We start from the raw sequence: 23,012 nt of genomic DNA on the forward strand, positions 1-23,012 counted from the left end.
TTCGAAACGTGACTCTGACGCTATGAAAGGGGGGAATTCAGGAAGCGGACGCCAATTCCGTGGCCGCCCGTGCTTCGCGGTCGCGTTGCAGGAGCGGAGGGATGGACAGAGCGGCTGCCCCCGCGGCGAGCAGCAGGCACGTGATGACGGCGAACCCGTGCACGTAGCCCCCTTCGGTCGGAACGCCCGCGCCGTTCTGACTGCTGGCGATCACACTCGCGAGCACTCCCGAGCCGATGGCGCCACCGATGGTCCGCAGGTTGGCGTTCGTTCCGGAGGCCACTCCTGTCTGCGACGCCGGTACGGCGGCCACGACCACGTTGGCCAGGAGAGCGAGTGTGAGTCCGATGCCGAAGCCGTTGACGCTCGTGCCCAGGTAGAGGTGCCACGCCTGGTCGTGCCGGAAGACGAGGAGGGCGGTGCCCGTGGCGCCGGTCAGTGCTCCGAGCAGTATGAGCCGCTTGGCTCCGAACCGCTGCGCCGCCGGAGCGGCCAGCAGTCCCGCCACGAAGCTCAGCAGACACCCGGGCAGCATCATCAACCCTGACTCGCCGGCGCTGAAGTCGAGACCGAAGCCGGCCACGGCAGGCGAGGTCTGCGCGAGTTGTGGTACCAGACTGCTGAAGGCGTACAGGCCGAAACCCGTGAGGAGGGCCACGAGGTTGGCGGCCCACACACCCGGCCGCCGCATCAGCTTCAGGTCGATCAGCGGTACGCGACAGGTCGTCTCGACACGGATCCAGGCCGTCAGCAGCACGATCGCCCCGGCGAGCAGGCCGAGGACCGCCTGGGAGTTCCAGCCCCAGCGCGGAGCCTCGCTGATGGCGAGGACGAGCATGATCAGCCAGGTGGCCAGCAGGACGGCCGGTATGACGCTGATCCGTTCACGGCTTCGCGCCGGCGACGGCGGCACGAACCGGAAGGCGACCCCGGCGGCCGCGGCACTCGCCAGGCACGGCAGCCAGAACAGCGCTCCGTAGCCGAGCGCGTCGACGATCGGTCCCGCCACGACGGTGCCGCAGCCGATGCCGAAGGCCAGTAGCGACGAGACGAAGCCGATGGCGAAGGGCCGGTTCTCGGGCGGGAACTCGTCACGGATGATGCCGAACGAGACGGGGAGGATGCCTCCGCCGACTCCTTGGACGGCACGACCGGTGATCAGCCAGCCGAGGTCGGGTGCCAGCGCCGAGACGGCGCAGCCGACGGCCAGGACGGCCAGGCACCCGACGAGCACCCGGTTTTTGCCCCACGCGTCGCCGAGCCTGCCGAGAATCGGGGTACAGACGGACGCCGACATCAGATAGGCGGTGAGCAGCCAGGTGATCGTGGCCGGGTCGGTGCCGTACTGCCGGGCGAGGCCTCCCATGACCGGGATGATGAGGGACTGGACCAGTGAGAAGGCCGTGACGCCGACCGCCAGCACCGTGAACGTCAGGCGGTGGGCGGCGGGCGATGGGTCGGGAGCCACTCAAACCGTGCCGACGAACGAGGCGACCATGCGGTTGAACTCGGCCGCGTGCTCGATCTGGGCCCAGTGGCCGCACCGGTTGAGCAGCACCAGGCGCGAGTCGGGCACCACCGTCGTCAGGCGCAGGCTGTTCTCGAAGTGCACCACCCGGTCGTCGCGTCCGTGGATGGCCATGGTCGGAGCCTTGATCCCGCCCAGTTGGGGGGTGAGGCCGAAGAACGCGGCCATGGGCGACTCGTGGGGCGGAACCTGCGCACCTTCCAGGAAGCTGCGCAGGTGCTCGGGGTGTGCGGTCGCGGCGGCGGAGCGCAGTGCGGCGAGTTCGTCGGTGGCCATGGCGGGGTCGAAGCACATGATGCGGACGAGACGCTTCATGTTCTCGGCGGTCGGCTCCTGGTAGGCCTCGATGAGTACCTTCAGTCCCTCGCTGGGTCCGTTGCCGGCCGAGAAGAGGTTGGGTCCCGGGCAGGGGGCTCCCATGGTGACGAGATGGCTGACCCGGTCGGGGTGGCGGATCGCGGTGGAGATCGCGGTCATGCCGCCCATCGAGTTGCCGACGAGTGCGGCCCGGTCGACGCCAACCTCGTCCAGGAAGTCGATCAGGGCGTCGACGTGGTCGCGGCCGGTCTCGGCTGTCTGGGTGTCGCTCTCGCCCCATCCGGGCATGTCGACCGCCAGTACGCGGTGCCCGCTACTGAGGGCTTCGATGGTGGGGCGGAAGTTGCTCCACCCGGTCGCTCCGGGACCGCTGCCGTGCAGGAGGACGATCGGGTGTCCCTGGCCTGCTTCGTGGTAGTGGATGCGAAAACGCTTGGTCTGTACGAACCGGCTGGTGCTCTGGGCTGTCAGGGCCGGGGATGCGGAGGTCACGGGCAGTGCTCCTCGTACTGGGACGGTCAAGTGGTGGAATCGCCCGGGCGCGGTTCGGCCTGAACCGCGCACCAGGCCTGGGGGTACCGGTTCCGCTCAGGGTCCGGGGCGGCGTGGGGTGCCGAACGAGCTGATGTCGAAGACGGTCCCGGTCACGCTGGCCGAGTTCCGGCGTGATGCCAGCAGCACGTAGGTGCCGACGTAGTCCTGTGCCGTGATCTCGCGCTGAAGGGCCGAGTGGTTGATCATCAGTTCGCGCAGCGGCAGGGCATCGGTGATCTTCGTGTCGCTCAACCCGAGCGAGCCCGGACCGCGCAGGTCGGTCGCCATGCCGCCGGGTGCCACGCCGTTGACCCGGATCTCGGGGGACAGCTCGAAGGCGAGTTGCTTCACCAGTCCGGTGCCGGCGTGCTTGGAAGCGGTGTACAGCGGACCGCCGCCGCCGGGGAAGAACGACGCGTTGGACAGGGTGAAGACCATGCTGCCGTGCGACGTGCGCAGAGCCTCGGCGGATGCCCTGGCACCCAGCAGGTAGCCCTTGACGTTGACGGCGAACAGTTCGTCGAAGCCCTTGGCCAGGTCCTCGGGTGAACTGTCCAGCAGGGACCGGGAGAAGTCCCAGACCCCGGCGTTGCCGATGAAGACGTCCAGTCCGCCGAAGGCACCGACGGCGGTGTCCACCGCGGCCGCGTTGTCGGCGGTCGAGGTGACGTCCCCCTGGACGGTTCGCACTCTGTCGCCGAACTGCTCAACGACGTCGGCGAGTTTGTCCGCCGAGCGGTCGAAGACGGCGACGCGGGCGCCCTCCTCCACGAACCGCTCCACGATCGCCCGGCCCATGCCGGACCCCCCGCCCGTGACCAGGACGGAGGTGTTCTCCAGCCAGCCCATCTCAGTCCTCCTCGGGGAGGGTGTAGGCGACGGGCAGGTTGACCAGCACGTCGTCGCCCTCGGCCCTGATCTCGTGGACCTTGACGGCGTTGACGGCGGGCGGGCAGAGCGACCTCCCCGAGCGGAGGTCGAACTTCGCCATGTGCAGCGTGCACTCGACGACACAGTTCTCCACCCAGCCTTCGGCGAGGGAGAAGTCCTCGTGGGTGCAGGTGTCGTCGATGCAGAACAGCTCGTCCTCGGAGCGGTAGACCGACACGGGAGGGACGGTCGCGATGCGCAGCCCCTCGTCGTCCTCCAGCTCGGACAGAGCGCACAGCCGCACCCAGCGGGTCTGCACGTCGGTCATGGTCATGATCTCTCCTGTCACGTTTCCTCAGGCCGTCGCTGGACGACGGTCAGAAGAAGATGCTGACGCTGGGTGCGAGCAGGGTGGTCTGCTCGAAAACGATCTTGCGGTCGGCGATCCGGTACGGGTAGCCGAACTCCGCCTCCGCCGGGCGCAGCACGTCGAAGCGCTCACCCGCGAACCAGTCCTGGTGGCGCTCCAGTCGGCTGCGGTAGACCCAGAAGTTGGTGCGCACATCGAGGGTGCCGTCGGCGCGCTCGTCGATCCGCACGTTGGTCAGCAGGCGCCGGGTGCGGGACGGTGGCTCCTCGGACCAGTGGATGCCGGAGACGATGGCACGGATGCGGCCGCGCAGTTGGTCGTAGTCGTCGGAGACGTGTGCGCCGGCCCCCAGCGGGGACAGCTCCTGGTGACGCTCCCGGATGGTGCGGGTCATCCGGGTGGGGATCCAGTAGTGGGCGTCCTCGGCCCAGAGGGCGAGCCAGTCCTGGTAGCGGTGGTCGTCCAGGAGTTCCGCCTCGGCGAAGAGGAACTGCTCGACGCGGTGCTGGAGTTCCAGCGGCGTGGTCCGCAGCGCGGACGCCGCCGTGGTCTCCGGCTGCTGCTCGGTGGTGGTCATACGGATTGCACCTCCTCCTCGGAGGCCCGGCGGGCGGCGTCGAGCTCGGTGATGCCGGCCCAGGAAACGCCGAGCATCAGGTCCTTCCAGCGCTGGTAGAAACCGCGGGCCGCGGTCTCGCTGTACACGTCGTTCGACCTGCCGGGCAGGCCGTGGGTGTCGCGCTCCTCGTAGCCGAGGCCCATCTGCGCGTTGAAGGTGTTCTGCCGGGCCTTCCAGCCGCGCAGCACCATCTGCACCTCGGTCCAGTTCTCGCCGTCGTCGGTCTCGAAGACACCGGCGGGGCTGAAGGTGAACTGGCTGCTCTTGACGATGTCGTCCTTGACCGCCTGCGGCGCGTCCTTGGGGACGAACGTCCACGCCCAGACCTCGATCTGTCCGGGGCCGCGCGGGTGCCACACCCGCATGGTGTTGGACTGGCCGAGCCAGGAGAAGTTGGGGAAGCAGGTGTTGTGCGCGAAGACCTTGTGGGCCCGCTCGACACCGATGTTCGCGAAGACCTTGTCGCGGTTGGCGATGTTCCACGCGTTGAACGAGGGGCCGTACTGCGGGTTCGGGCCGAACTCGGGGATCCAGAAGGAGCCCGATCCGTGGCCGTTGCCGGCGAACTGGCGGCCCGGGGCCTCCTTCGGCGGGGACATCATCCCCTGCAGCGCCGGGTCCTCGAACATCGCGACGGCGGCGGAGGCGTGCGAGATCGGCGCGTGGTACATGTCGCTGGCGAACTGCTCGGCCGCGAACTTCCAGTTGCAGTCGATGACCCACTTCATCGGGCCGGGGACCAGTTCGATGCCGCCGTCATACATGTCGAGGACGGTGTCGAGGTAGTACGCCATCTCGCCGAGGTACTCCTCGAACTCCGGCACGTCGGCGGACCAGGTGCCGAAGATCAGGCCCTTGTAGTTGGTGACCCGCGGGATCTTGAGCGCCCCCCACTTCGACTTGTCGATGTCGTTGCGGTAGGCGCGGTCCTCCTCGGGAACGTTGATCAGGTTGCCCTCGAGGTCGTACGCCCAGCCGTGGTAGCTGCAGGTGAAGGTCTTGCTGGTGCCCTCGTCCGCGCGGCAGATCCGCATGCCGCGGTGGCGGCACTGGTTGAGGAACGCCTTGACGCTGTTGTCGCGCTGCCGCACGACGAGGACCGGGTCCTCCCCCATGTACGTCTGGATGAAGCTGCCGCGCTTGGGCAGCTGCGACTCGTGCGTCAGGAACAGCCAGGAGCGGCCGAAGACCTGCTCCAGTTCGCGCTGGTAGACGTCCGGGTCGGTGTAGATCCGCGGATCCAGCAGGCCGCCGGCGGGGTCGAAGGAAGAGATGTCGATCACAGGTGGCCTCCCTTACAGGCTCGGCGCGGCGTCGGCGGAAGCCGGCGGCGCGGGCGGCGGGGCCGTGAACTTGTGCCCCCAGTTGCTGGGGGAGCTGTAGTGACCCACGGTCCAGTCGGCGTCGTCGATCAGCAGGCCGTTCCAGCCGTACTCGACGTCGAAGCCCGAAGGGGTCTTCACATAGAAGGAGGTCATCCGGTCGTTGGTGTGCTCGCCGATCGCCATGGTCAGCGCCTCTGGTGACGCGGCCACCAGGTCCAGGGCGCGGCCCACGGAGTCGAGGCGGTCCACCTCGATCATGAGGTGGCCGATGCCGGACGGGGCGCCGGGGAAGGTGGCCAGCGCGATGGTGTGGTGGCGCGAGTTGCAGTGCAGGAAGATGCCCTCGGAGACACCGAAGTCGATGGTGTCGCTCAGCCGGAAGCCGAGGACGTCGATGTACCACTCCGAGGCCTTCTGAGCGTCGGACGACAGCAGGAAGGTGTGTCCGACACCCATGTCGCCGGTCACGAAGTTCACCCCACGCGGCGAGACGAACGCCCGGTGGTCCGTGTGCTGGCCGTAGTACGCCTCAAGGGTGTTGCCGTCGAGGTCCTCGAAGGTGAACAGCCGCCGGACCTGGCGTCGCTCGGCCAGCTCGGGATTCTCCGTCACCTCGATGCCTTGGGCGCCCAGCCGCGCGGCCAGCGCGTCGAGCCCGGCCGCGTTCGCCGTCTCGAAGCCCAGCGCCACCAGGCTGGTGGGGCCGCCGGGTTCGCCGTCCTCGACCAGGATCCGGTAGGCCCGGTCGTCCATGCGCAGCCGCAGCTCGCTGTCGGTGGAGCTGTCGGAGACCTGTGCGCCGAGGATGTCGGCGCCATAGCGGCGCCACTCGGCGACCGGGCCCCTCACGACGAGGTAGCCCAGGGCGTGGATGGTGGACATGCACTTCACCCTTCGTTGGATGCTGTGTCTTGGTCTTCACGGCGGTACTGCCGCTGCGCGGGCTCGATACCGGTCCTGCGTGACATCGAGGACCGCTCGGCCGCTCCGGGATCGGTGCCCGGTGGGTACGTCTCCCGAGTCTCGGTCCGAATCAGGCGCAGGGACACGCACGGTTCCGGAGACCGGAACGGAATCTGTTCGCCACCCGACATGCGCCCGACACGAGCACGTCACAAACCCCGCCCCTTGCGACGCGTCAAGGCCGCGGCGCCGCTGTGACCTCGGAAAACGGCGCATTCCGGCGACCGACACCAAGGGCAGGCATGGCGGTCGTCCCGGCCGCGCGGAGGCAGCCGCGGGCATCTGCTTCGTCCGAGTGGACCGGCCACTGCGGCGACACGAAGACGCCCGTGTGCGGCACCCGAGGTCATCGGGTGCCGCACACGGGCGTCCGTGAACGCCGGATCCGCGAAGGGGCGGCGCCTAGCGTGAACTGAGCTCCAGCGCGACGTCGATGATCATGTCCTCCTGGCCTCCGACCACTCGCCGCCGGCCCAGTTCCACAATGATCTCCGCTTCCGGCACGCCGTAGCGGGCCGCGGCCCGACGCGTGTGCAGCAGGAACGAGCTGTAGATGCCGGCGTATCCGAGGAGCAGGCTGCCCCGATCGAGACGGGGGAGCTTGCCCGCGCAGCGCTGCGCCACCACCTCCTCGGCGACATCGATCAGCAGCCGGGTGACGATGCCGGTGTCCGCGCCGGCCCGGTCGAGCGCCGCCACCATCACCTCGGTGGCGGCGTTGCCCGCACCCGCGCCCAGTCCGTGGCACGACCCGTCGAGGATTCCGGCACCGGCCTCGGCGGCGGCGAGGGCGTTGGCGACACCGACTCCGAGGTTGTTGTGGGCGTGCATGCCGAGGGTGACGTCGTCGTCCAGCCGATCGCGCAGTGCTTCGACGCGCTCCACGACCTGGTGCGGCAGGAGAGCCCCGGCGGAGTCGACGACGTAGATCGTGTCGGCCCCGGAGTCGCGCATGATCTGTGCCTGTTCCGCCAGTGCGGAGGGGCTGGTCATGTGAGACATCATCAGGAAACCAACGGTTTCCAGCCCTTGCCGCTTCGCTGCTCCGAGATGCTGGACGGCGATGTCGGCCTCGGTGCAGTGGGTGGCCACCCGCACGATGTCGATGCCCTCGGCGGTGGCCGCCTTGAGGTCGTCGATGGTGCCGATGCCGGGGAGGAGCAGCGCGGCGAGCTTGGACGTGGTCAGCTCCGCGCGGGCGGCCTTGATCAGGTCGAGGTCGCTCTCGGCGCCGAAGCCGTAGTTGAAGGACGACCCGCCCAGGCCGTCGCCGTGGGTGACTTCCACGACGTGCACGCCGGCTGCGTCGAGGCCGCGAGCGACGGCGCGTACGTCGTCGACGGTGAACTGGTGGGCCACGGAGTGCGAACCGTCGCGCAGGGTGGTGTCGCAGACGCTGATCGCACGATCCGCGAGGGGATCGCGGGAGGTGCCGTCGTGGATCACTGGCGAGCCGAGGAGGCCCGGTCGGTCGGCGCTCATGCGCGGGTCCTTTCCAGCTGCGGGGCGAGGCGCTCGGCGGTCGCGATGGCAGCGGCGGTGATGATGTCCAGGTTTCCGGCGTACATGGGGAGGTAGTCGCCGGCCCCGCGGACCCGGACGAAGACACTCACCTTCGTACTGCCGCCAGGGCCCTGCTCCGGGTCGATCTGTACGGGGGCGGCCAGCTCGTAACCGGGCACATAGCTCTGCACCAGAGCCACGGTCTTGTCGATCGACGCCCGCAGCTCGTCGTGGTCGGCGCAGGGGTCGACAGCGGCGAAGACCGTGTTGCGCATGATGACGGGTGGCTCGGCGGGATTGAGCACGATGATCGCCTTGCCCGATGCCGCCCCGCCGACCTTCACCAGGGCGTCGGAGGTGGTCTCGGTGAACTCGTCGATGTTCGCCCGGGTGCCCGGACCCGCGGCCCGGCTGGCGAGAGTCGCCACGATCTCGGCGTACGAGACGGAGGCGACATCGCTGATGGCCGCGACGATCGGCACGGTGGCCTGGCCACCGCAGGTGACCATGTTGAGGTTGGGTTCCGCGACGACCTGGTCCAGGTTGACGGCAGGAACAACGTACGGGCCCACGGCCGCCGGGGTGAGGTCGAGCACGGCGAGGCCCGCTTCCCGGTAGCGGGGTGCGTTCGCGAGGTGCGCTGCCGCCGAGGTCGCCTCCAGGACGAGGTCGAACTCGTCGGCGCGCTCCAGCAAAACGTCGACGCCGTCACTGGTGGTCTCCACGCCTGCGCGGCGGGCGCGGCGCAGGCCGTCGGACGCGCGGTCGATACCGACCAGGAGGCGCGGTTCGAGCACCGGCGACCGCCGCATCTTGGCGATCAGGTCGGAACCGATGTTGCCGGATCCGACGATCGCGCAACGGAGGGGCATGCTGTCTCCTTCGAGATCCTTCGAGAGGGCGTGGACCGACGGTGTGGGGTTCACCGGCGGAGCCACGCGCGAGGGTTGACGGACGTGTCGGCCAGCAGGTCGGGATCCGGCACGGCACCCGCGCTGATCAGCCGGCGGGCGGCGGCGATGGCGCGGGGGTCGTCGACGGCGGCGGCGCCGAGCAGGCGTCCGTCGTCGGCGAGGTCGAACACGGCCAGGGGGAGGCTGTCCGGTGCACCGCGCAGGACGCGTCGGCCACCGGTGCGGAGGTCTCCCACGCCTTCCACGTGCACGCCGTGGCGGTCGCTCCAGAACCAGTCCGGATCGGTGGCCGGCAGCGGCTGCCCGAGCATGGCGGCCGCCGCGGTCCGTCCGTCCTGCCGCGCCGCCTGCCAGTGTTCGCGGCGGTGCAGGGTGCCGTCCGGCCGGCGGATCCGGGCGGTGTCACCGGCGGCGAAGACGGCGGGGTGGGACGTGCGGTGGAAGCGGTCGACGATCACTCCGTCCGAGGTGTCGAGACCGGCGCTGCGGGCCAGATCGCCGGGCACCGTCATGCCGATGCCGGTGACCACGACGTCCGCGGCGTACTCCTGGCCCGCACCGGTGACGACGAGGAGGTGGCCGGGGCCGTCCTTGATGCGGGCCACGGTGTCCGTGACCAAGCGGATCCCGACCTGGGTGTGCTGACGGTGCAGGAGGGTGGCGATCTCCGTTCCGACGGCGGGCGCCAGGGGAGGTACGACCGGCTCGACCAAGGTGACCTCGCAGCCCAGAGCCACGGCGCTGGAGGCGACCTCGGCGCCGATCAGGCCGCCGCCGATCACGACGGTGCGGGCGCCGGGCACCAGGGCTTCGCGCAGAGCGCGGGCGTCGTCGACCGTACGCAGGACACGCACCCCGGGCAGGTCCCCGCCCGGAACCGGGAGGCGCCGGGCGATGCCACCGTTGGCCAGCAGCACCGCGTCGGCGGGCGCGTGCGAGCCGTCGTCGAGTTCCACCGAGCCCTCGGCCGGACGCAGCCGGACCGCCGAGCGTCGGGCGCGCAGTTCGACGTCATTGTCGTCGAACCAGGCCTCGGAGACGAGCCGGATCTGCTCGACGTCGGCCTCGCCCAGCAGGAACGCCTTGCTCAGCGGGGGCCTGTCATAGGGCTGTTCACCCGCGTCGATCAAGGTGATCTTCCCGCTGTGCCCGAGCGATCTGAGCTGTTCCACGGCAGCGATGCCGGCCACTCCGGCGCCGACCACGACGATCCGGTCCGGCGCACCACCGGGGCTCCCGACGCTCATCGGGCCTCCTCACTGCGGGGAGTGAGCGTCGCGGTGGCCGGGCAGCGGCGTATGCGGCGTGCTTCGGTCCGGTCGGTTCGAGGGAGGTGGGCAGTGGCCATGATGTGTCCTTCCGAGGTCACTGTGGTGCTTCGCGGCGGTTCTGGACGGTGTCCGGGGCGGCCCGGCGCCCGTCCGGGGCCGCGGTGGGCGGATGCCGCCCGTCCGGTCGAAGAGGCGACCCGGAGGGTCGGCGCCGACGCAGGGGCAGCCCGTTCTCATGACAGCTCACGCGGCGGACGCTGGGCACCGATCGTGCCGTTGGCCGGAACGGCGATCATGCGGGCGGAGCGCGGGCGACGGGCAGGGAGTGGGCAGTCCGGAGCCGTACGGGGGCGGACTGCGTGCCGTAGGTGCGAGAAGCACTTCTGTCATGCCGCTCCGGCACGAGGGGATCGTGCGCGGGGGTGCGCGGACTCGATGCGGACCGGCTCAGTCGCTTGCCGGTCCGCTCTCGTCCGCTTCGCCGTGCTGGATCAGCCCTGGGCGGTTTCGTCCGCGTCCCCGGCCGCGAAGGCGACCCGCACGGATCCCAGGCCGGAGATCCGGGCTTCGAACGTCCGTCCCGGCTGCGCGACGGCCATGGGGCCCAGCGCGCCCGTGAGCACTATGTCTCCGGCGCGCAGGGGATCGCCGAGCCGCGCGAGGGTGGCCGCCAGCCACACCGCGGCGTTCAGCGGGCCCCCGAGGCAGTCCGCGCCCGACCCCTCGGAGACCTTGGTGCCGTCGCTCAGCAAGGTCATCCGCACCGACCTGAGATCGACGGCGGTCAGCGGCACCGGGGCGCCGCCGAGGACGAAGAGCCCCGATGAGGCATTGTCCGCGACGGTGTCGGCGAAGGTGATGTCCCAGTCGGCGATGCGGCTGTCGACGATCTCCAGGGCGGGCAGGGCGAAGTCGACGGCCCTGAGCACGTCGGCCACGGTCGGCTCGACGTGCGGCAGGTCGGCGCCGAGGACGAGGGCGACCTCGGCCTCCACCTTCGGCTGCAGCAACCGGCGGTGGCCGACCGTGCCGCCGTCGGCCACCGCCATGTCCGACAGCAGGGTGCCGAAGTCCGGTTGGCCGACGCCCAGTTGACGCTGGACCGCGGGCGATGTCAGGCCGATCTTCCGGCCGACGACACGGCGGTCCCCCACCAGCTTGCGCGCGATGTTCAGCCGCTGAACGGAGTAGGCGGACACGGCACCGCCCTCTCCCAGGAGGTCGCGGACGGGCGGGCACGGTGTCGCGGAGCGTTCGGCCGCGAGCAGGACGTCGGCCGCCTTCTCGATCTCCGGCGTCATGAGCGGCGTCCCGGGAGCGTGACGGGGTTGAAGGGCAGCGGCATGGGAGCCTCCCGGAGAGACGTGGGCGTGCGGATGCGTTCGCCTCCGGTTTAGGCAATGACTCCGGCCGAACGCAGCATTCGTTCCGTCGACCGGAACGGCAACATCTCCTGGGAGGCGCGGGCGCGACAGCGACCGGGGGGCCGAGCCGGGGCGCGAGCCGGTTCAGCCCTTCGGGTGCTCGGCCGTCGCCGCCGCGGTGATCATGGCGCGGACGACGCCGTACAGCGGCGCCATTTCCGCGATCAGGCGCTCTCGGACGTACCCCGCGGTGAGCATCGCTCCTGCGGCGTAGACGGCGGAGAAGCGGGCGAGCCGGAACGCGAGACCGGCCGCGTCGGCGACGCCCGCCGCACGCACCACCGGTTCGATGACAGCGGCCAGCCGCCGGGCCACGGTCTCGTTGTTCTCTTCCAGCCGTTCCAGTACGCCGGGGTCGCCGCCGGTGAGCGAGCTGTGCAGGATCTTGAAGTACGCGACGTTGTTCATCAGCAGCTCGGGAGCGAGGTCGAAGTACTGCCGGAGACGCTCCTCCGGGCCCGCCGTCGCTTCCACCATGGCGTCCAGCCCGCCGTAGAACCGTCCGTTGCCCCGCTCCAGCACCGCCGCGAAGATGCCGCTCTTGTTGCCGAAGTGGTGGTAGAGCGAGCCCACGGGCAGTCCGGACGCCTTGCAGATCGCGGAGATCGAGGTGTCCGCGTAGCCGTGGTGGGCCATGAGCCGCTCCGCGGCGTCCAAGATCGCCTCGCGGGACGAGGGGCCGTCGACCGGCGTCGGGTCCGCACCGACCTCACCCTTGTCGATCATGCTCATGCTGGAGAGTCTACGCGGATCATGACACTCGGGCTTCGAGCGCGTCGGTCTGCAGCAGGGCACGGGCAATCCGCGCCGAGGTCTCCTGGAGGACGGGGACGAACTGCTCACCGCTGCCGACGGACGCAGGGAAACACACGGAGATCGCCGCCGCGGCCCGGCCCCGGGTGACGATGGGGACGGCCAGGCAGTGCAGGCCGGGCACGGCCTCCTGGCGGTCGGTCGCGATACGCCGGGCGAGCGCCTGCGACAGCGCGCCGCTCAGAGCCTGCCGGTCGGTGACGGTGGCGGGGGTGCGCCGTGCCAGCGGGCCGTCGAGAACCGTGGCGACCGTCCGCTCGTCGGAGAACGCGAGGATGGCCTTGCCCAGCGCTGTCATGTGCGCCTCCAGCCGGTCGCCGACCGGTACCGGGTTCAGCGATCCACGGCCACCCACCTTGGCGAGGTACAGGACGTCGCGGCCGCGCAGCACGCCGAGCTGGACGAGGTGACCGGTCCGGGTGGCGGCCTGCACCAGGTGGGGCATCGCCACCTCCCGCAGCACGATCTCCCCCGAACGGCTGCCGAACGAGAACATCAGCGGGCCCAGCCGGTAGTCCTCCCCTCCCCTGGCCAGCGCACCGAGTTCCACCAGCATCTTGATCACGCGGTGCGCGGTCGACTTGGGCAGGCCGCTGCGACGGCTGATCTCGCTCAGGGTCAGCAGATTACGGTCCCGGTCGAAGACGCCCAGGATGGCGAACGCCTTCCACAGGATCGATGAGGAGCCGCCACCCAGCGGCTCGCCGTCTCCTGCCGTCGGCCCCAGCGAGCATGCGGCGCCCGCGTCCGTCTTCGCCTGGGTGGAAAAGGCGCTGTCCATGAGGCCTCCCGAACTAGAACGCTCGCACTAGAAGGAGCGCTCTAGTACCGTACTACCGACGGCCTGGTCGAGGCCACCCGGAGGATTCACGCGGTTGGCCGGACTGTCATCTGGCCTTCGGACACGGGCCGCGCCCCTTGGCGGATCGACCCGCGTTCCGGAGGACGGAACCAGCGCTGGCGCGATCCGGGGCACTGGCCGTATTCGTGTCCGGGTGTGCAGGCAGGGCCGCACAGATACGAAGAAGACGCCGTTCGAGGAGCCGATCGCATGAGCCGCGACCGAATCGATGTACATACGCACTACATAGGCGGAACCGTGGCCCGCCTCATGGAGAAGACCGTCTTCCCCGGCGGGTTCCGCATCGCGCCGTGGACGGTGGCCGGTGCGCTCGGGTTCATGGACGAGCGCGAAATCGCCGCCCAGGTGCTGTCGTTCCCGTCGGTCCTGGCCGGCATGGAGCAACCAGGGCTCGCCGTCCGGCTCGCCCGGGACATCAACGAGGAGCTCGCCGACGTCGTACGGGCTCGCCCCGACCGTTTCGGCGCCTTCGCCTCGCTCCCGCTCGACGCGCCGGACGACGCGGTGAAGGAGATCACGTACGCCCTCGACACGCTCGGCCTCGACGGTGTCGTACTGCCCTCCAACGCCAGGGGTGAGTACTTCGGCGAACCGTTCTTCGAACCGATCCTCGCCGAGCTGGCCCGTCGGCGGACCCCGGTCCTAGTCCACCCCGAGAGCTGCCCGCACATCGACGTGCTCGGGATGGGCCGGGTGGCATCCATCGTCGAGTTCCCGCTGGACACCGCCCGCAACATCGTCAATGCCGTCTACCGGGGTGTCTTCCTGCGCCACCCGGGTCTCACGCTCATCCTCGCCCACGCCGGCGGGGCGCTGCCCACCCTCGGCTGGCGGATCGCCGCGCACAGCGCGACAGGACGTGCGCCCCAGGACGCGGCGATCGACGCGGGCCACGTGTCCGAGGCGCTGCGGAGCCTGTACTACGAGACCGCGCTGGCCGGCAGCCGCACCTCACTGCTGCCGACGCTGGAGGTCACCGGCGCCGACCACGTGCTCTTCGGTACGGACTGGCCCGCCGCCCCCGTCGCCGTCGTCGACGACAACATCGAGAACCTCACCGGCTTCGACGGCTTCACCCCCGGAGAACTCGCCGCCGTCGAACGCACCAACGCCACCCGGCTCTTTCCCCGCTTCGCCTGACATCCCACGGCTCCCGAGGCGACGACGAGCAGCCCGTGGGATCGCCCGGCAGATGATCGCATCGCGCGCGGACGAGTGATCGACTGCCGCCGGACGTGCTGGAGGCCACCATCATGACGAACCCAGCGCCACCGCACCGCCGACGCATGACCCCCGAACGCGAAGCCGAGATCTACGAAGTGGTCCTGCGCGTCATCCAGGACGGCGGATACGAGGCCCTCACCCTGGACAAACTCGCCGCACACACCCGATGCAGCAAAGCCACCCTGTACCGCCGATGGAACGGCAAACCCGACCTGGTCGTCAGCGCCATCCGGCACGAAATACCCGACAAGATCCACACCATCGACACCGGTTCCCTGCTCGGCGACCTGCACGCATTGACCACCCTGGAAAACGACGACACGGTCTACCGGCGAATGTCTCTGCTACGAAGCGTGGCCGTAGCGGCACGGGAGAACCCCGCTCTGCTCCAGGCGGTGCACAGGAACCTCCTCGCGCCGCCGGCCGCGGCCCTCCGCCGGATGGTCCAGCACGCCGTCGACCGGGGCGAGGTAGATCAGAACTGTCCGGCTCTCGCCTTCGTGCCGACCATGCTCTTCGGAGCCGTGATCGTCCACGACCTCTTCCACGACCAGGCGCCGGCACCAGAGACACTCGCCTCCTACATCACAGCCGTCGTCCTGCCGGCCCTCCTTCGGCCGCCCGCGCACCAAGAGCCGCTCGGACGGGCCCGATGACCACGCGGGCGGCCCACGGGGCTTTCCGTGGGCCGCCCGCGCGACGGGGTGCTCAGCCCACGGTGCTCAAGGCTTCGCGGAGTACACCACACCGTCGAGATTCTGTGCCGCGGAACCCCACACCTGGTCGTACAGCGTGGTGTCGACGCCCAGGGTGTACAACAGCCAGGCAGTCGTGATGCCGTAGGTGAGTTTCTGCTGGGCGGCGCGGGTGATGGTCCCGCTGTCACAGCCGATGCCCGAGCTGTCCTCGAATCCGCAGTGGAACCCGCCTGTGATGACACGCAGTTGGGTCACGGACGGCTTGGCGTCGTACATCTTCTGCTGGTTGGCGGCGACACCGGCGATGGTGTCCGCGCTGCCGCCGAGGTATTGGACGGGCATGCTCAGCGTGCCTGAAGCGGTGACGGCCGAGGGGTTGGTCTCCGCGGCCGCCAGAGTGGAGACGGACTTGACGGCCGGGTTGCGGCTCGCGGCGAGCAGCGCCGCTCCCCCGCCCATCGAGTGCCCGGACACGGCGAGACGGCTGGTGTTCACCGCGCCCGCGAACCTCGACCCGGTCGTGCTGCTCTGGCTGGTGAGCCAGGTGAGGGCGGCGTTCAGGTCGTCGGCGAAGGCCGAGTGGCTCGGGAACAGGCCGCCCTGGGACTTCGGGGCGACGGTGATGACGCCCCAGGACGCGTAGTGCTTGAGCAGGGTCTCGTACTGGGTGATGGCCTGGAAGAAGCCGTGACCGAACGCGAGGCCAGGGTGGGCACCGGCCGCGACCGGCGCGTTCGCCCCCGCGGTCGTACCGGGGTACCAGACACGCGCGCTGTAGGAGCGGCCCGAGGCCGACACGGTGACGTCGGTGTAGGCGACGGGATACGACCCCGTGGTGGAGGGGTCGGTCGCCCGCACCTGGACGGCCGTCTGCGATGCGTGAGCCGCCGGCGAGAGGGTCATGGTGGCTGCCGCGGTCAGCAGCACCGCGGTCAACGACCGCAGGAGTGTACGGAACACGAGATCACCTTTTCTGTGGGGACGAAACAGTGATGTCCGGTGGTAAGTCTCAGTGCCGTCCGGGTGTGCGGTCGGAGGTGAGCGCCGCGCGGGCACACCCGGAAGGCCCGAACGGTGCTACAGGAGGGGGTGTGGGGCCGAACCGGGCTCGTTCGGAGCGATTTGTGCGCCTGCCGGTGCCGCGCGGACAGGTCAGTGCCCGAAGCACAGGGTGAAGTCCCGCAGGGTGAGGCTGATCAGGGGGGTTCGACGGCCGAGCGCGCCGAGCCGGCCGCCGACCGGTGCCGTCCACTCGGCATCCGCCAGTCGCAGGGCGGCGCTGCTGCGGACCGGACTGGTCTTGATCCGGCCGTCCAGCGTCTGCGCGAGCTTGTAGGCCATGAGCCGGCGTCCGGGCAGGTGCCTCCGCTCCGCGTACCGTCCGGCGGCAAGTTCCCCCTCGTCCGTTCGGGCGGCGAAAGATGTCGGTGATGCAGACGCGGGGGCGTGCACCGTCGCGCGTCAGGACGGCGCGCAGGAGTGCGTGGTATGGCGTCCGTTCCGTGGGGGACTGGAGGCGCACGGCGATGATGGTGGGCGAGGGAGTGACGCCAAGGCCGGTGGAGAGGAGGGGAGCCGTCGATGACGAGGAAGTCGTGGTCGAAGTCGCTCATCGCTCGTCTCCTCTTCTGAAGTCGGCGAGCAGCGGCGTGATGAGACGTTCGAGGTGCTCGCGCCGGTCCTCGGGAGGAATTCCGCTCAGCGGAAGGGGGTGGTCCGGCGCGGCGACGTGCGAGACCAGCGCGAGATGCGGCAGGAGAACCAGAAGGATCGCCAGCAGAGCATCGAGATCGGCGTCCTGGCGCAGGTCTCCGACAGCGACGGCCCGGTCCAGCAGAGGACGGAGACCCGCCAGGTAGACGGCGTTCACCGGCACGCGGACCGCGTCCCGGACCGCCGGGTCCATCTCCATGTTGGTGGCGGCGGCCACGCCGCGCTCCAGCGGCCGGCGTGCGAAATAGTCGAGCCAGGCCTCCAGCGCGTCGACGAGGTGGGTGCAGAAGTCGCCGGTCCCGTCGTAGCCCTCGAGCCAGGGTCGCATGTGTGTGTAGACGCGCAGCGAGGTTTGCTCGGCGACGTAGGTGAAGAGGTCGAGTTTGCCCGAGAAGTACTGGAACAGTGAGCCCTTGGCGACACCGGCCTCACGGGCGATGACGTTCAGGCTGCCGGTGGAGTAGCCGTGGGTGCCGAACTCGTCCATCGCGGCGACGAGGACGCGCTCACGGCGGGCCGGCGACAGCCGGGTCCAGGTGGGCGTGGGCACGGGCACACCTCCTATGACCGGACGGTCATGTGACCGCCCGGTCATGGTGGAGCGTCCTCTGTCACATGTCAACGAGTCTGCCTGGCATGCCTGTTGGCGAGGGTCCACGCACCCGTTGAGAGCGCGTCGCGTGCTGTCCAGCCTGTGATCCGCCGGCGTCATGACCGACTGGTCACACGGAGGTCGCCCTGCGGAACCCGTCGCCTCCACCAGGCACACCCTTCAGGTCGACGTGCCGGCCTCCCTGAAGGAACTGGCCGGAGAGCGCATTCGACAGGCGGTTCGGCGTCAGCGGGACGGCCGCGTTCCCCTCGGGAGCGACGCAGCCCGACTGACGTGCATAGATAGCTCGGACGCAGATCCGTCAAGGCTGTCAACGATGACGTAATCGATTACGCTACGAGAGGAGCGCAGCCCGGCCGAGTCGCGCACTCCGATCTGACGAACTGTCACAGTGAGTGACCAGCGGTGTCCGTGACCCCGCATTCGACGCCGGCCGCGCAGTGGAAGACCAGACCTCGCACGCCAACGTGAAACCGTGTGAAGCGCTTCGACACGCAGGTCGCCCGTACACCGGTACAGGGCAACAGAGCGTGTTCTTCAGTGTATTCGAGACTTCCGCCAGGAGACGTTCGCTCCGTACTCGGCGGTATGGATCCGAGCGCGGAAATCGCTATCCTCCCGAATCAGCACGAGGCTTCCTGTCATAGTTTTTGAGGCACTTTGACCGAGGCCGCGGGCCGCGCGTTCGACGTTGCCGACCTCCTCACGATTCGTCAGGGGTGCTCATGTCCGGACAGAACAACCACCCGCCCGGCTGGGAAACTCAACTTCCGGTGTCCGACGGCGAGCTGATTGCTCAACTGGCCCGCACCGAACCACCCGCACACGAGACGGTACAGCTCTTTCGCCGCCGCCATATGTCGTCACTTCTTCGTCATGCCTGGCAGTGCGTGCCCGAGGAGCGGTATGCCAACCAGCTTGCATGGCAGGCGATTTCCATCACGGAGACAGCCGCGACCGCCGGCCGTTTCAGACCACGGGCGGTCCGGCACAGCATGCTGATCCTGGTTCAGGAACTCGCCGCGGAGTGGGCCGCCGACGAGCGCGGACAACGCCTGCACCCCGACTTCGTCGGATGGCTGACGAGCCGCGGAGTCGATCCGGCTCTCGCCGTTCCTGAATGGGCACGTCGCAACGTCATGCTGCGAGCCCTGCGTCGCACACCTCAACACGAGCAAGAACTGCTCTGGTACGTCGAGGTTGAAGGCTGCAGCGCCGAGGTGGCCTGCCTGCACGCGGGAACGGCCCTGGAGGAGTTCGCCTACCACTACGATCATGCCTTGCTCACGCTGGGCCGCAACTATCTGCAGGCCTACCTGGAGATCGATGACGCAAGTCCTGAATGTCGAGGATACGTACGCATCATGGACACCGCCGCGCGACGATCCCAACTCGACATAAGCCCGGAATTCTCCGATCACCGAAGAAGGTGCAGGCGATGCGAAGGCGCGGTGCGTGAACTGGAGGCCCTCTATCACCTTCCCGGACGCGCACTCGTATCCGCCTTACTCGGCTACGGGCTGAAAGCGTACTCCGAGCATTCCCCGGACCAGGCGGGTCATCCGCAATCGCCTTCCGTGGATCGGGCGGACTCGGCGAGAGGCAGACTGCGTGCCCATTCCTGGCGCCGGACCGCTCACCGGGAAGACCGGCGGCGATGACCGCATACAGTGGCATCAGCCGCCACGTGCGACGCGGTGCCGCGTTGCTCAGTCGCGACCGGAGCCGGACAGCGGGAGGTGGCGGATACAGGCGGGAGTGTCGATGCGGCGCCGAGTGACCATGACCGACGTCGCCCGTGCGGCCGGCGTCTCTTCGGCGACCGTCTCCTACGTCCTGAGCGGCAAGCGTCCAGTGGCCGATGAGACACGGCTGGCCGTCGAAGAAGCCATCAGGCGGCTCGGTTTCACCCTGAACCCGGTGGCGCGCAGCCTGCGCACCGGCCGGTCCACCCTCGTCGCCCTCATCGTCCCGGACATCGCCAACCCCTTCTACGCGCACCTGGCCGGCGCGCTGCAGGACCAACTGCGGGCGCACGGCTACCACGTGGTCGTCAGCAACACCGCCGCCCGCCGCGAAGCCGAGGAGGACCTGCTGCGCGAGGTCGTCAACCAGCGGTTCGCGGGCGTCGTCATGACACCGTTCCGACTCGACCGGGACGCGTTCAAGGACCTGCGCGCGGCGGGTGTCCCCGCTGTGGTCAGTGCCGACGTCGAGTTCAGTGACGTCGATCTCGTGATGCCGGACTCCACCGCCGCGGTGCAGCGGGCGCTGACCCTGCTGGCCGTCTCCGGACGGCGGCGCGTCGGTGTGATCGCCGGCCCCGAGGACGCGACCGGCGGGGACCCTCGCCTGGAACGCATCCAGGACGCGGCCGCAGCGGCGGGACTGAGCATTCCCGAGGACCTGATCATCCCCGGGGAGCACACCCGCCGAGCCGGAGTGCTCGGGTTCGAGCGCCTGATGGCCGCACGTCTCCGGCCGGATGCCGTGATGTGCGTCAACGACGTCACTGCTGTCGGTGTCATGGACGGTGCCGAGCAGGCGGGGGTGGAGATACCCGCAGACATCGCTGTCATCGGCCACGACGACATCGACTTCGCTTCGCTCGTGCGACCACGACTGACCACGATCAGCTACCCCGCCCGGCAAGTGGGCGAAAGCGCGGCCCGGCTTCTCCTTCAGCAGATGGACGGCCGCGTGTCCTGCCGTGTCGAACGTGTCGTCGCGGACCTCGTCGTGCGGTCCTCGACGTAGCGGCCCACCCGGCCGCGGGAAGGCGCGCCCTCGTCGTGGTGCCGGACCCGAACCGTTCCCGGCGCTTCTCGGTCTGGCCTGGCCAACCGGACGGCGGGCTCCTGTACGCCGGCCGTCAGCCGGTCGGCAGGACGGAACCGGGAGCCGCGCCGCCTGCGGAGATCGCGTCGATGTCGACCGGAGTGGACGTGGCGCTGGGCGGCGGGGCGAGCACGACCGTCGGCTGGCCGAAGGCCGGAGGAGGAGGGGTCACGTCGGATGCGGGCAGCGTAGGCGGAGCGGTCTGCTTCGCGAGGGTCTGCTCGAAGTCGACCAGGCCGGTCTTCTCCATGACCGTGATGTGATCGAGCACCGTGTCGTTCGCCTGGTCCGCCAGGGCGCGAACCAGTGTGTTCTTGGTGGTGGAACGGATCTTCGCCACCGTGTTGAAGATCGATCCGTGGGTCATCCGCAGAATGTTGGCGAAGTCCGTGTCGAACTGCTCGCCGTTGTCGGCTGTCAGCGTGAACACAAATTCCTGCTGCTGGGGGCTCGCGACGTTGGGCAGGGTGATGTTCAGCATGGGTGCGATCTTGCGGCAGGTCGTGTCCAGGGCGGAGTGCCCGTCGACGAGGTGCTGACTCGCGATGACGACCGCCTTCGACGTGCCCTTCTGCAATCCCATCTGCCCGACCGGGTATTCCCACAGGCCGGCCGCGCGGACCTTGACGACGAAGTCCCGGTCCGACTCGGTCAGCGGACCCCACTGCGTCTGGGCGATGACGGTGTCGTGCGAGGTCGAGGCAGCGCCGGCTCCCAAGGTGCCCGGGTAGACGAACGCCGCGAGCGCAAGGCTCGCCGCACCACCGACGACGAAGGCTCCCGCCACAGTCCAAGAGAGGCGCACTGAAACTCCTGCAGGTCGTAGATCTGTCCGCGGACAGTGCCCAACAGCAGTACGGACCGAAGGCCCGCGCGACTCGACATCCTTGGCCATTGATTCAAGCGGGATCCCATGAGGGGGATCCGGCCGACGGTGAACCCGGGGGCACGGAGGATCAGCCGCCGACGCTCGCGAAGGCCAGGTCGAGGATGTCACCGAAGCTGCCGGCACCGTCGTCGGCGATCCAGCCCGCGAAGGCGACGTCGAGACAGGACAGCGCGGCCACGATGACCGCCTGTGCGGGAACGTCGCCGCCACGGGGTGCGGCAAGGCGTGCGGCCATGACGGGCGTGATCATCTCCGCCCAGACGATGTGCTTTTCGAGATTGCGCGCGCGCAGGGACGCGGTGGCGATGATCACCCGCATGGCACGCAGGGTGCGTTCGGGGTCGGCGTCGGCGATGTCGACGATCGGCTGAAGAGCGGCCCGCATGGCCTGCCAGGGCACCTCATCGGCGGGCCGGGCGGCCAGCGCGTCCCGTACGAGGAGGCCAGGGCCCGCCGGGTCGACGATGACGGCGTCCTCCTTGGTCGGGAAGTAACGGAAGAAGCTGCGGCTGGAGATGCCGGCAGCGGCGGCGATGTCCTCGACCGTCGTCTCGTCGAAGCCCTTGGCGTCGAAAAGAACCAGCGCGTGTTCCGCGATGGCTCCGCGAATGGCTTCCCGCGCTTGCTCTCTCAACCCCATGGACACATCATACATTGCCACAGTTGACAGTCACTGACATCTAAGTCATACAGTGACAAGGCAATCAGCAGGCAGCACTATCCAGGAGATACAGATGCACCAGCGCACACTCGGCGGTCAGGGGCTCACGGTCTCCGCCATCGGTTACGGATCCATGGGCATCAGTTCGGCCTACGGACCGGCCGACGCCACCGCGGGCGCCACCGCCATCCGCCACGCCTACGACCTGGGCGTGACCTTCTTCGACACCGCGGAGCTCTACGGCTGGGGCGAGAACGAGAAGGTGCTCGGCGCAGCGGTCAAGGGCTTCCGCGACGACGTCGTCATCGCGACCAAGTTCGGCTTCACCCGCGAGTACGGATTCGACAGCCGTCCGGAACACATCCGCGAGGTCGTCGACAACAGCCTGCGCCACCTCGGGATGGACCACATCGATGTGCTCTACCAGCACCGGGTCGACCCCGCCGTCCCCATCGAGGACGTCGTCGGCACGATGAAGGAGTTCGTCGACGCCGGCAAGGTCAGGTACCTCGGTCTGAGCGAAGCCGGGCCGCAGACCCTGCGCCGGGCGCACGCCGTCCACCCCGTCTCGGTGCTGCAGACCGAGTACTCGCTGTTCGCGCGGGAGGTCGAAGCGCTGTTTCCCACGCTCGACGAACTCGGCATCGGCCTGGTGGCCTACTCGCCGCTCGCCCGCGGTTTCCTCACCGGCGCGGTGAAGCGCGCCGACCGGTACGACACCACCGACAGCCGGCACGCGGAAGCTGGCGTCTACCCCTGGTGGCAGCCCGGCAACTTCGAGACGAACCTCGACGCCGTGGAGCAGCTGGCCGAACTGGCCGCGGCCAGGGACACCACGGTCTCACAACTGGCGCTGGCATGGCTGCTGGCCCAGGGAGAGCACATCGTCCCGATCCCCGGCAGCCGCAACCCCGAACGCGTGGCACAGAACGCCGCCGCGGCGGACCTTCGGCTCACCGCGACGGAAATCGGCCGCATCAGGGAGATCCTGCCGAAAGGCGCTCAGGGAGCCCGTATCAACGAGGCCCACGCCCCGGCCTGGATCTGACTCCGCCCCGCATC

Annotated in this window: 23 protein-coding genes; 5 read left to right on the forward strand and 18 right to left on the reverse strand. The window is 69.3% G+C overall.

The features are described from left to right. Positions 1 to 37: 37 nt before the first annotated feature. The 13 genes from ACIQOE_RS08055 to ACIQOE_RS08115 all read right to left on the reverse strand — a co-directional run bounded on the left by ACIQOE_RS08055 (position 38) and on the right by ACIQOE_RS08115 (position 13,233). Complete coding sequence (locus ACIQOE_RS08055) at positions 38 to 1,468, reverse strand: MFS transporter (protein WP_401410435.1); 1,431 nt, start codon at positions 1,466 to 1,468, stop codon at positions 38 to 40. Next, positions 1,469 to 2,338 (reverse strand): alpha/beta fold hydrolase, encoded by an 870-nt coding sequence (locus ACIQOE_RS08060; RefSeq protein WP_401410437.1) that lies wholly within the window; start codon positions 2,336 to 2,338, stop codon positions 1,469 to 1,471. Positions 2,339 to 2,434: 96 nt separating this feature from the next. Further along, positions 2,435 to 3,229, reverse strand: a complete 795-nt coding sequence (gene hcaB, locus ACIQOE_RS08065; RefSeq protein ID WP_401410439.1) for a 3-(cis-5,6-dihydroxycyclohexa-1,3-dien-1-yl)propanoate dehydrogenase — start codon at positions 3,227 to 3,229, stop codon at positions 2,435 to 2,437. A 1-nt stretch (position 3,230) separates the two neighbouring features. Further along, positions 3,231 to 3,584, reverse strand: coding sequence for a bifunctional 3-phenylpropionate/cinnamic acid dioxygenase ferredoxin subunit (locus ACIQOE_RS08070; RefSeq protein ID WP_363019586.1), 354 nt, complete (start codon positions 3,582 to 3,584; stop codon positions 3,231 to 3,233). A 43-nt stretch (positions 3,585 to 3,627) separates the two neighbouring features. Then, positions 3,628 to 4,197, reverse strand: a complete 570-nt coding sequence (locus ACIQOE_RS08075) for an aromatic-ring-hydroxylating dioxygenase subunit beta (RefSeq protein ID WP_363019585.1) — start codon at positions 4,195 to 4,197, stop codon at positions 3,628 to 3,630. Next, on the reverse strand, positions 4,194 to 5,522 hold the full coding sequence (locus ACIQOE_RS08080; protein ID WP_363019584.1) for an aromatic ring-hydroxylating dioxygenase subunit alpha: 1,329 nt from the start codon (positions 5,520 to 5,522) through the stop codon (positions 4,194 to 4,196). The genes ACIQOE_RS08075 and ACIQOE_RS08080 overlap by 4 nt, the downstream gene beginning before the upstream one ends. A gap of 12 nt (positions 5,523 to 5,534) precedes the next feature. Next, entirely contained in the window at positions 5,535 to 6,446 is a 912-nt protein-coding gene (locus tag ACIQOE_RS08085; protein WP_363019583.1) for a VOC family protein, read from the reverse strand. A 483-nt stretch (positions 6,447 to 6,929) separates the two neighbouring features. Beyond that, entirely contained in the window at positions 6,930 to 8,009 is a 1,080-nt protein-coding gene (gene dmpG, locus ACIQOE_RS08090) for a 4-hydroxy-2-oxovalerate aldolase (RefSeq protein WP_401410442.1), read from the reverse strand. Continuing rightward, positions 8,006 to 8,902 carry an acetaldehyde dehydrogenase (acetylating) gene (locus ACIQOE_RS08095; protein ID WP_363019580.1) on the reverse strand — a complete coding sequence of 299 codons (897 nt, stop codon included), beginning with the start codon at positions 8,900 to 8,902 and terminating at the stop codon, positions 8,006 to 8,008. The genes dmpG and ACIQOE_RS08095 overlap by 4 nt, the downstream gene beginning before the upstream one ends. Positions 8,903 to 8,952: 50 nt before the next feature. After that, positions 8,953 to 10,191, reverse strand: a complete 1,239-nt coding sequence (locus ACIQOE_RS08100) for an NAD(P)/FAD-dependent oxidoreductase (RefSeq protein WP_401410445.1) — start codon at positions 10,189 to 10,191, stop codon at positions 8,953 to 8,955. Between the two features lie 515 nt (positions 10,192 to 10,706). After that, positions 10,707 to 11,516, reverse strand: coding sequence for a 2-keto-4-pentenoate hydratase (locus ACIQOE_RS08105; protein WP_401410447.1), 810 nt, complete (start codon positions 11,514 to 11,516; stop codon positions 10,707 to 10,709). Positions 11,517 to 11,723: 207 nt separating this feature from the next. Then, positions 11,724 to 12,371 carry a TetR/AcrR family transcriptional regulator gene (locus ACIQOE_RS08110; protein WP_363019577.1) on the reverse strand — a complete coding sequence of 216 codons (648 nt, stop codon included), beginning with the start codon at positions 12,369 to 12,371 and terminating at the stop codon, positions 11,724 to 11,726. Between the two features lie 19 nt (positions 12,372 to 12,390). Continuing rightward, a complete protein-coding gene (locus tag ACIQOE_RS08115; RefSeq protein WP_401410449.1) occupies positions 12,391 to 13,233 on the reverse strand; it encodes an IclR family transcriptional regulator in 843 nt (280 codons plus the stop codon). Positions 13,234 to 13,503: 270 nt separating this feature from the next. Here ACIQOE_RS08115 and ACIQOE_RS08120 point away from each other — a divergent pair, with 270 nt between their 5' ends. Beyond that, complete coding sequence (locus ACIQOE_RS08120) at positions 13,504 to 14,454, forward strand: amidohydrolase family protein (RefSeq protein WP_401410451.1); 951 nt, start codon at positions 13,504 to 13,506, stop codon at positions 14,452 to 14,454. Positions 14,455 to 14,600: 146 nt separating this feature from the next. Then, positions 14,601 to 15,194, forward strand: coding sequence for a TetR/AcrR family transcriptional regulator (locus ACIQOE_RS08125; protein WP_401410453.1), 594 nt, complete (start codon positions 14,601 to 14,603; stop codon positions 15,192 to 15,194). Positions 15,195 to 15,260: 66 nt separating this feature from the next. On the opposite strand, the gene ACIQOE_RS08130 is transcribed toward ACIQOE_RS08125, so the two are convergent. The 3 genes from ACIQOE_RS08130 to ACIQOE_RS08140 form a co-directional block, all read right to left on the reverse strand. Further along, the gene (locus tag ACIQOE_RS08130; protein ID WP_401410455.1) at positions 15,261 to 16,196 is read right to left on the reverse strand and encodes an alpha/beta hydrolase family protein; all 936 of its coding nucleotides are present in this window, start codon (positions 16,194 to 16,196) and stop codon (positions 15,261 to 15,263) included. 192 nt (positions 16,197 to 16,388) lie between these two features. Further along, complete coding sequence (locus ACIQOE_RS08135; protein ID WP_363019568.1) at positions 16,389 to 16,577, reverse strand: hypothetical protein; 189 nt, start codon at positions 16,575 to 16,577, stop codon at positions 16,389 to 16,391. 268 nt (positions 16,578 to 16,845) lie between these two features. Beyond that, complete coding sequence (locus ACIQOE_RS08140; RefSeq protein ID WP_363019567.1) at positions 16,846 to 17,499, reverse strand: TetR/AcrR family transcriptional regulator; 654 nt, start codon at positions 17,497 to 17,499, stop codon at positions 16,846 to 16,848. A 788-nt stretch (positions 17,500 to 18,287) separates the two neighbouring features. Between ACIQOE_RS08140 and ACIQOE_RS08145 the strand changes: the two genes are divergently transcribed. Both ACIQOE_RS08145 and ACIQOE_RS08150 read left to right on the forward strand, forming a co-directional pair. Further along, entirely contained in the window at positions 18,288 to 19,223 is a 936-nt protein-coding gene (locus ACIQOE_RS08145) for a hypothetical protein (RefSeq protein ID WP_363019565.1), read from the forward strand. A 103-nt stretch (positions 19,224 to 19,326) separates the two neighbouring features. After that, on the forward strand, positions 19,327 to 20,319 hold the full coding sequence (locus ACIQOE_RS08150; protein WP_401410458.1) for a LacI family DNA-binding transcriptional regulator: 993 nt from the start codon (positions 19,327 to 19,329) through the stop codon (positions 20,317 to 20,319). Between the two features lie 115 nt (positions 20,320 to 20,434). Here ACIQOE_RS08150 and ACIQOE_RS08155 read toward each other — a convergent pair whose 3' ends face one another. Both ACIQOE_RS08155 and ACIQOE_RS08160 read right to left on the reverse strand, forming a co-directional pair. Beyond that, complete coding sequence (locus tag ACIQOE_RS08155; RefSeq protein ID WP_401410460.1) at positions 20,435 to 21,205, reverse strand: DUF4142 domain-containing protein; 771 nt, start codon at positions 21,203 to 21,205, stop codon at positions 20,435 to 20,437. Between the two features lie 151 nt (positions 21,206 to 21,356). Next, a complete protein-coding gene (locus tag ACIQOE_RS08160) occupies positions 21,357 to 21,929 on the reverse strand; it encodes a TetR family transcriptional regulator (protein WP_401410462.1) in 573 nt (190 codons plus the stop codon). A gap of 94 nt (positions 21,930 to 22,023) precedes the next feature. On the opposite strand from ACIQOE_RS08160, the gene ACIQOE_RS08165 reads away from it, so the two are divergent. Beyond that, the gene (locus ACIQOE_RS08165) at positions 22,024 to 22,998 is read left to right on the forward strand and encodes an aldo/keto reductase (protein ID WP_401410464.1); all 975 of its coding nucleotides are present in this window, start codon (positions 22,024 to 22,026) and stop codon (positions 22,996 to 22,998) included. Positions 22,999 to 23,012 lie beyond the last annotated feature (14 nt).

The sequence above is a fragment of the Streptomyces sp. NPDC091282 genome (genome assembly GCF_044757385.1).
GTDB lineage: Bacteria > Actinomycetota > Actinomycetes > Streptomycetales > Streptomycetaceae > Streptomyces > Streptomyces gramineus.

Excerpts from the sequence above, each read along its gene's own strand:
- hcaB (WP_401410439.1), bottom strand. The coding sequence starts at position 3,229 with ATGGGCTGGCTGGAGAACACCTCCGTCCTGGTCACGGGCGGGGGGTCC.
- ACIQOE_RS08070 (WP_363019586.1), bottom strand. The coding sequence starts at position 3,584 with ATGACCATGACCGACGTGCAGACCCGCTGGGTGCGGCTGTGCGCTCTG.
- ACIQOE_RS08075 (WP_363019585.1), bottom strand. The coding sequence starts at position 4,197 with ATGACCACCACCGAGCAGCAGCCGGAGACCACGGCGGCGTCCGCGCTG.
- ACIQOE_RS08085 (WP_363019583.1), bottom strand. The coding sequence starts at position 6,446 with ATGTCCACCATCCACGCCCTGGGCTACCTCGTCGTGAGGGGCCCGGTC.
- dmpG (WP_401410442.1), bottom strand. The coding sequence starts at position 8,009 with ATGAGCGCCGACCGACCGGGCCTCCTCGGCTCGCCAGTGATCCACGAC.
- ACIQOE_RS08095 (WP_363019580.1), bottom strand. The coding sequence starts at position 8,902 with ATGCCCCTCCGTTGCGCGATCGTCGGATCCGGCAACATCGGTTCCGAC.
- ACIQOE_RS08100 (WP_401410445.1), bottom strand. The coding sequence starts at position 10,191 with ATGAGCGTCGGGAGCCCCGGTGGTGCGCCGGACCGGATCGTCGTGGTC.
- ACIQOE_RS08105 (WP_401410447.1), bottom strand. The coding sequence starts at position 11,516 with ATGACGCCGGAGATCGAGAAGGCGGCCGACGTCCTGCTCGCGGCCGAA.
- ACIQOE_RS08110 (WP_363019577.1), bottom strand. The coding sequence starts at position 12,371 with ATGAGCATGATCGACAAGGGTGAGGTCGGTGCGGACCCGACGCCGGTC.
- ACIQOE_RS08115 (WP_401410449.1), bottom strand. The coding sequence starts at position 13,233 with ATGGACAGCGCCTTTTCCACCCAGGCGAAGACGGACGCGGGCGCCGCA.
- ACIQOE_RS08120 (WP_401410451.1), top strand. The coding sequence starts at position 13,504 with ATGAGCCGCGACCGAATCGATGTACATACGCACTACATAGGCGGAACC.
- ACIQOE_RS08125 (WP_401410453.1), top strand. The coding sequence starts at position 14,601 with ATGACCCCCGAACGCGAAGCCGAGATCTACGAAGTGGTCCTGCGCGTC.
- ACIQOE_RS08135 (WP_363019568.1), bottom strand. The coding sequence starts at position 16,577 with ATGGCCTACAAGCTCGCGCAGACGCTGGACGGCCGGATCAAGACCAGT.
- ACIQOE_RS08145 (WP_363019565.1), top strand. The coding sequence starts at position 18,288 with ATGTCCGGACAGAACAACCACCCGCCCGGCTGGGAAACTCAACTTCCG.
- ACIQOE_RS08150 (WP_401410458.1), top strand. The coding sequence starts at position 19,327 with ATGCGGCGCCGAGTGACCATGACCGACGTCGCCCGTGCGGCCGGCGTC.
- ACIQOE_RS08160 (WP_401410462.1), bottom strand. The coding sequence starts at position 21,929 with ATGGGGTTGAGAGAGCAAGCGCGGGAAGCCATTCGCGGAGCCATCGCG.
- ACIQOE_RS08165 (WP_401410464.1), top strand. The coding sequence starts at position 22,024 with ATGCACCAGCGCACACTCGGCGGTCAGGGGCTCACGGTCTCCGCCATC.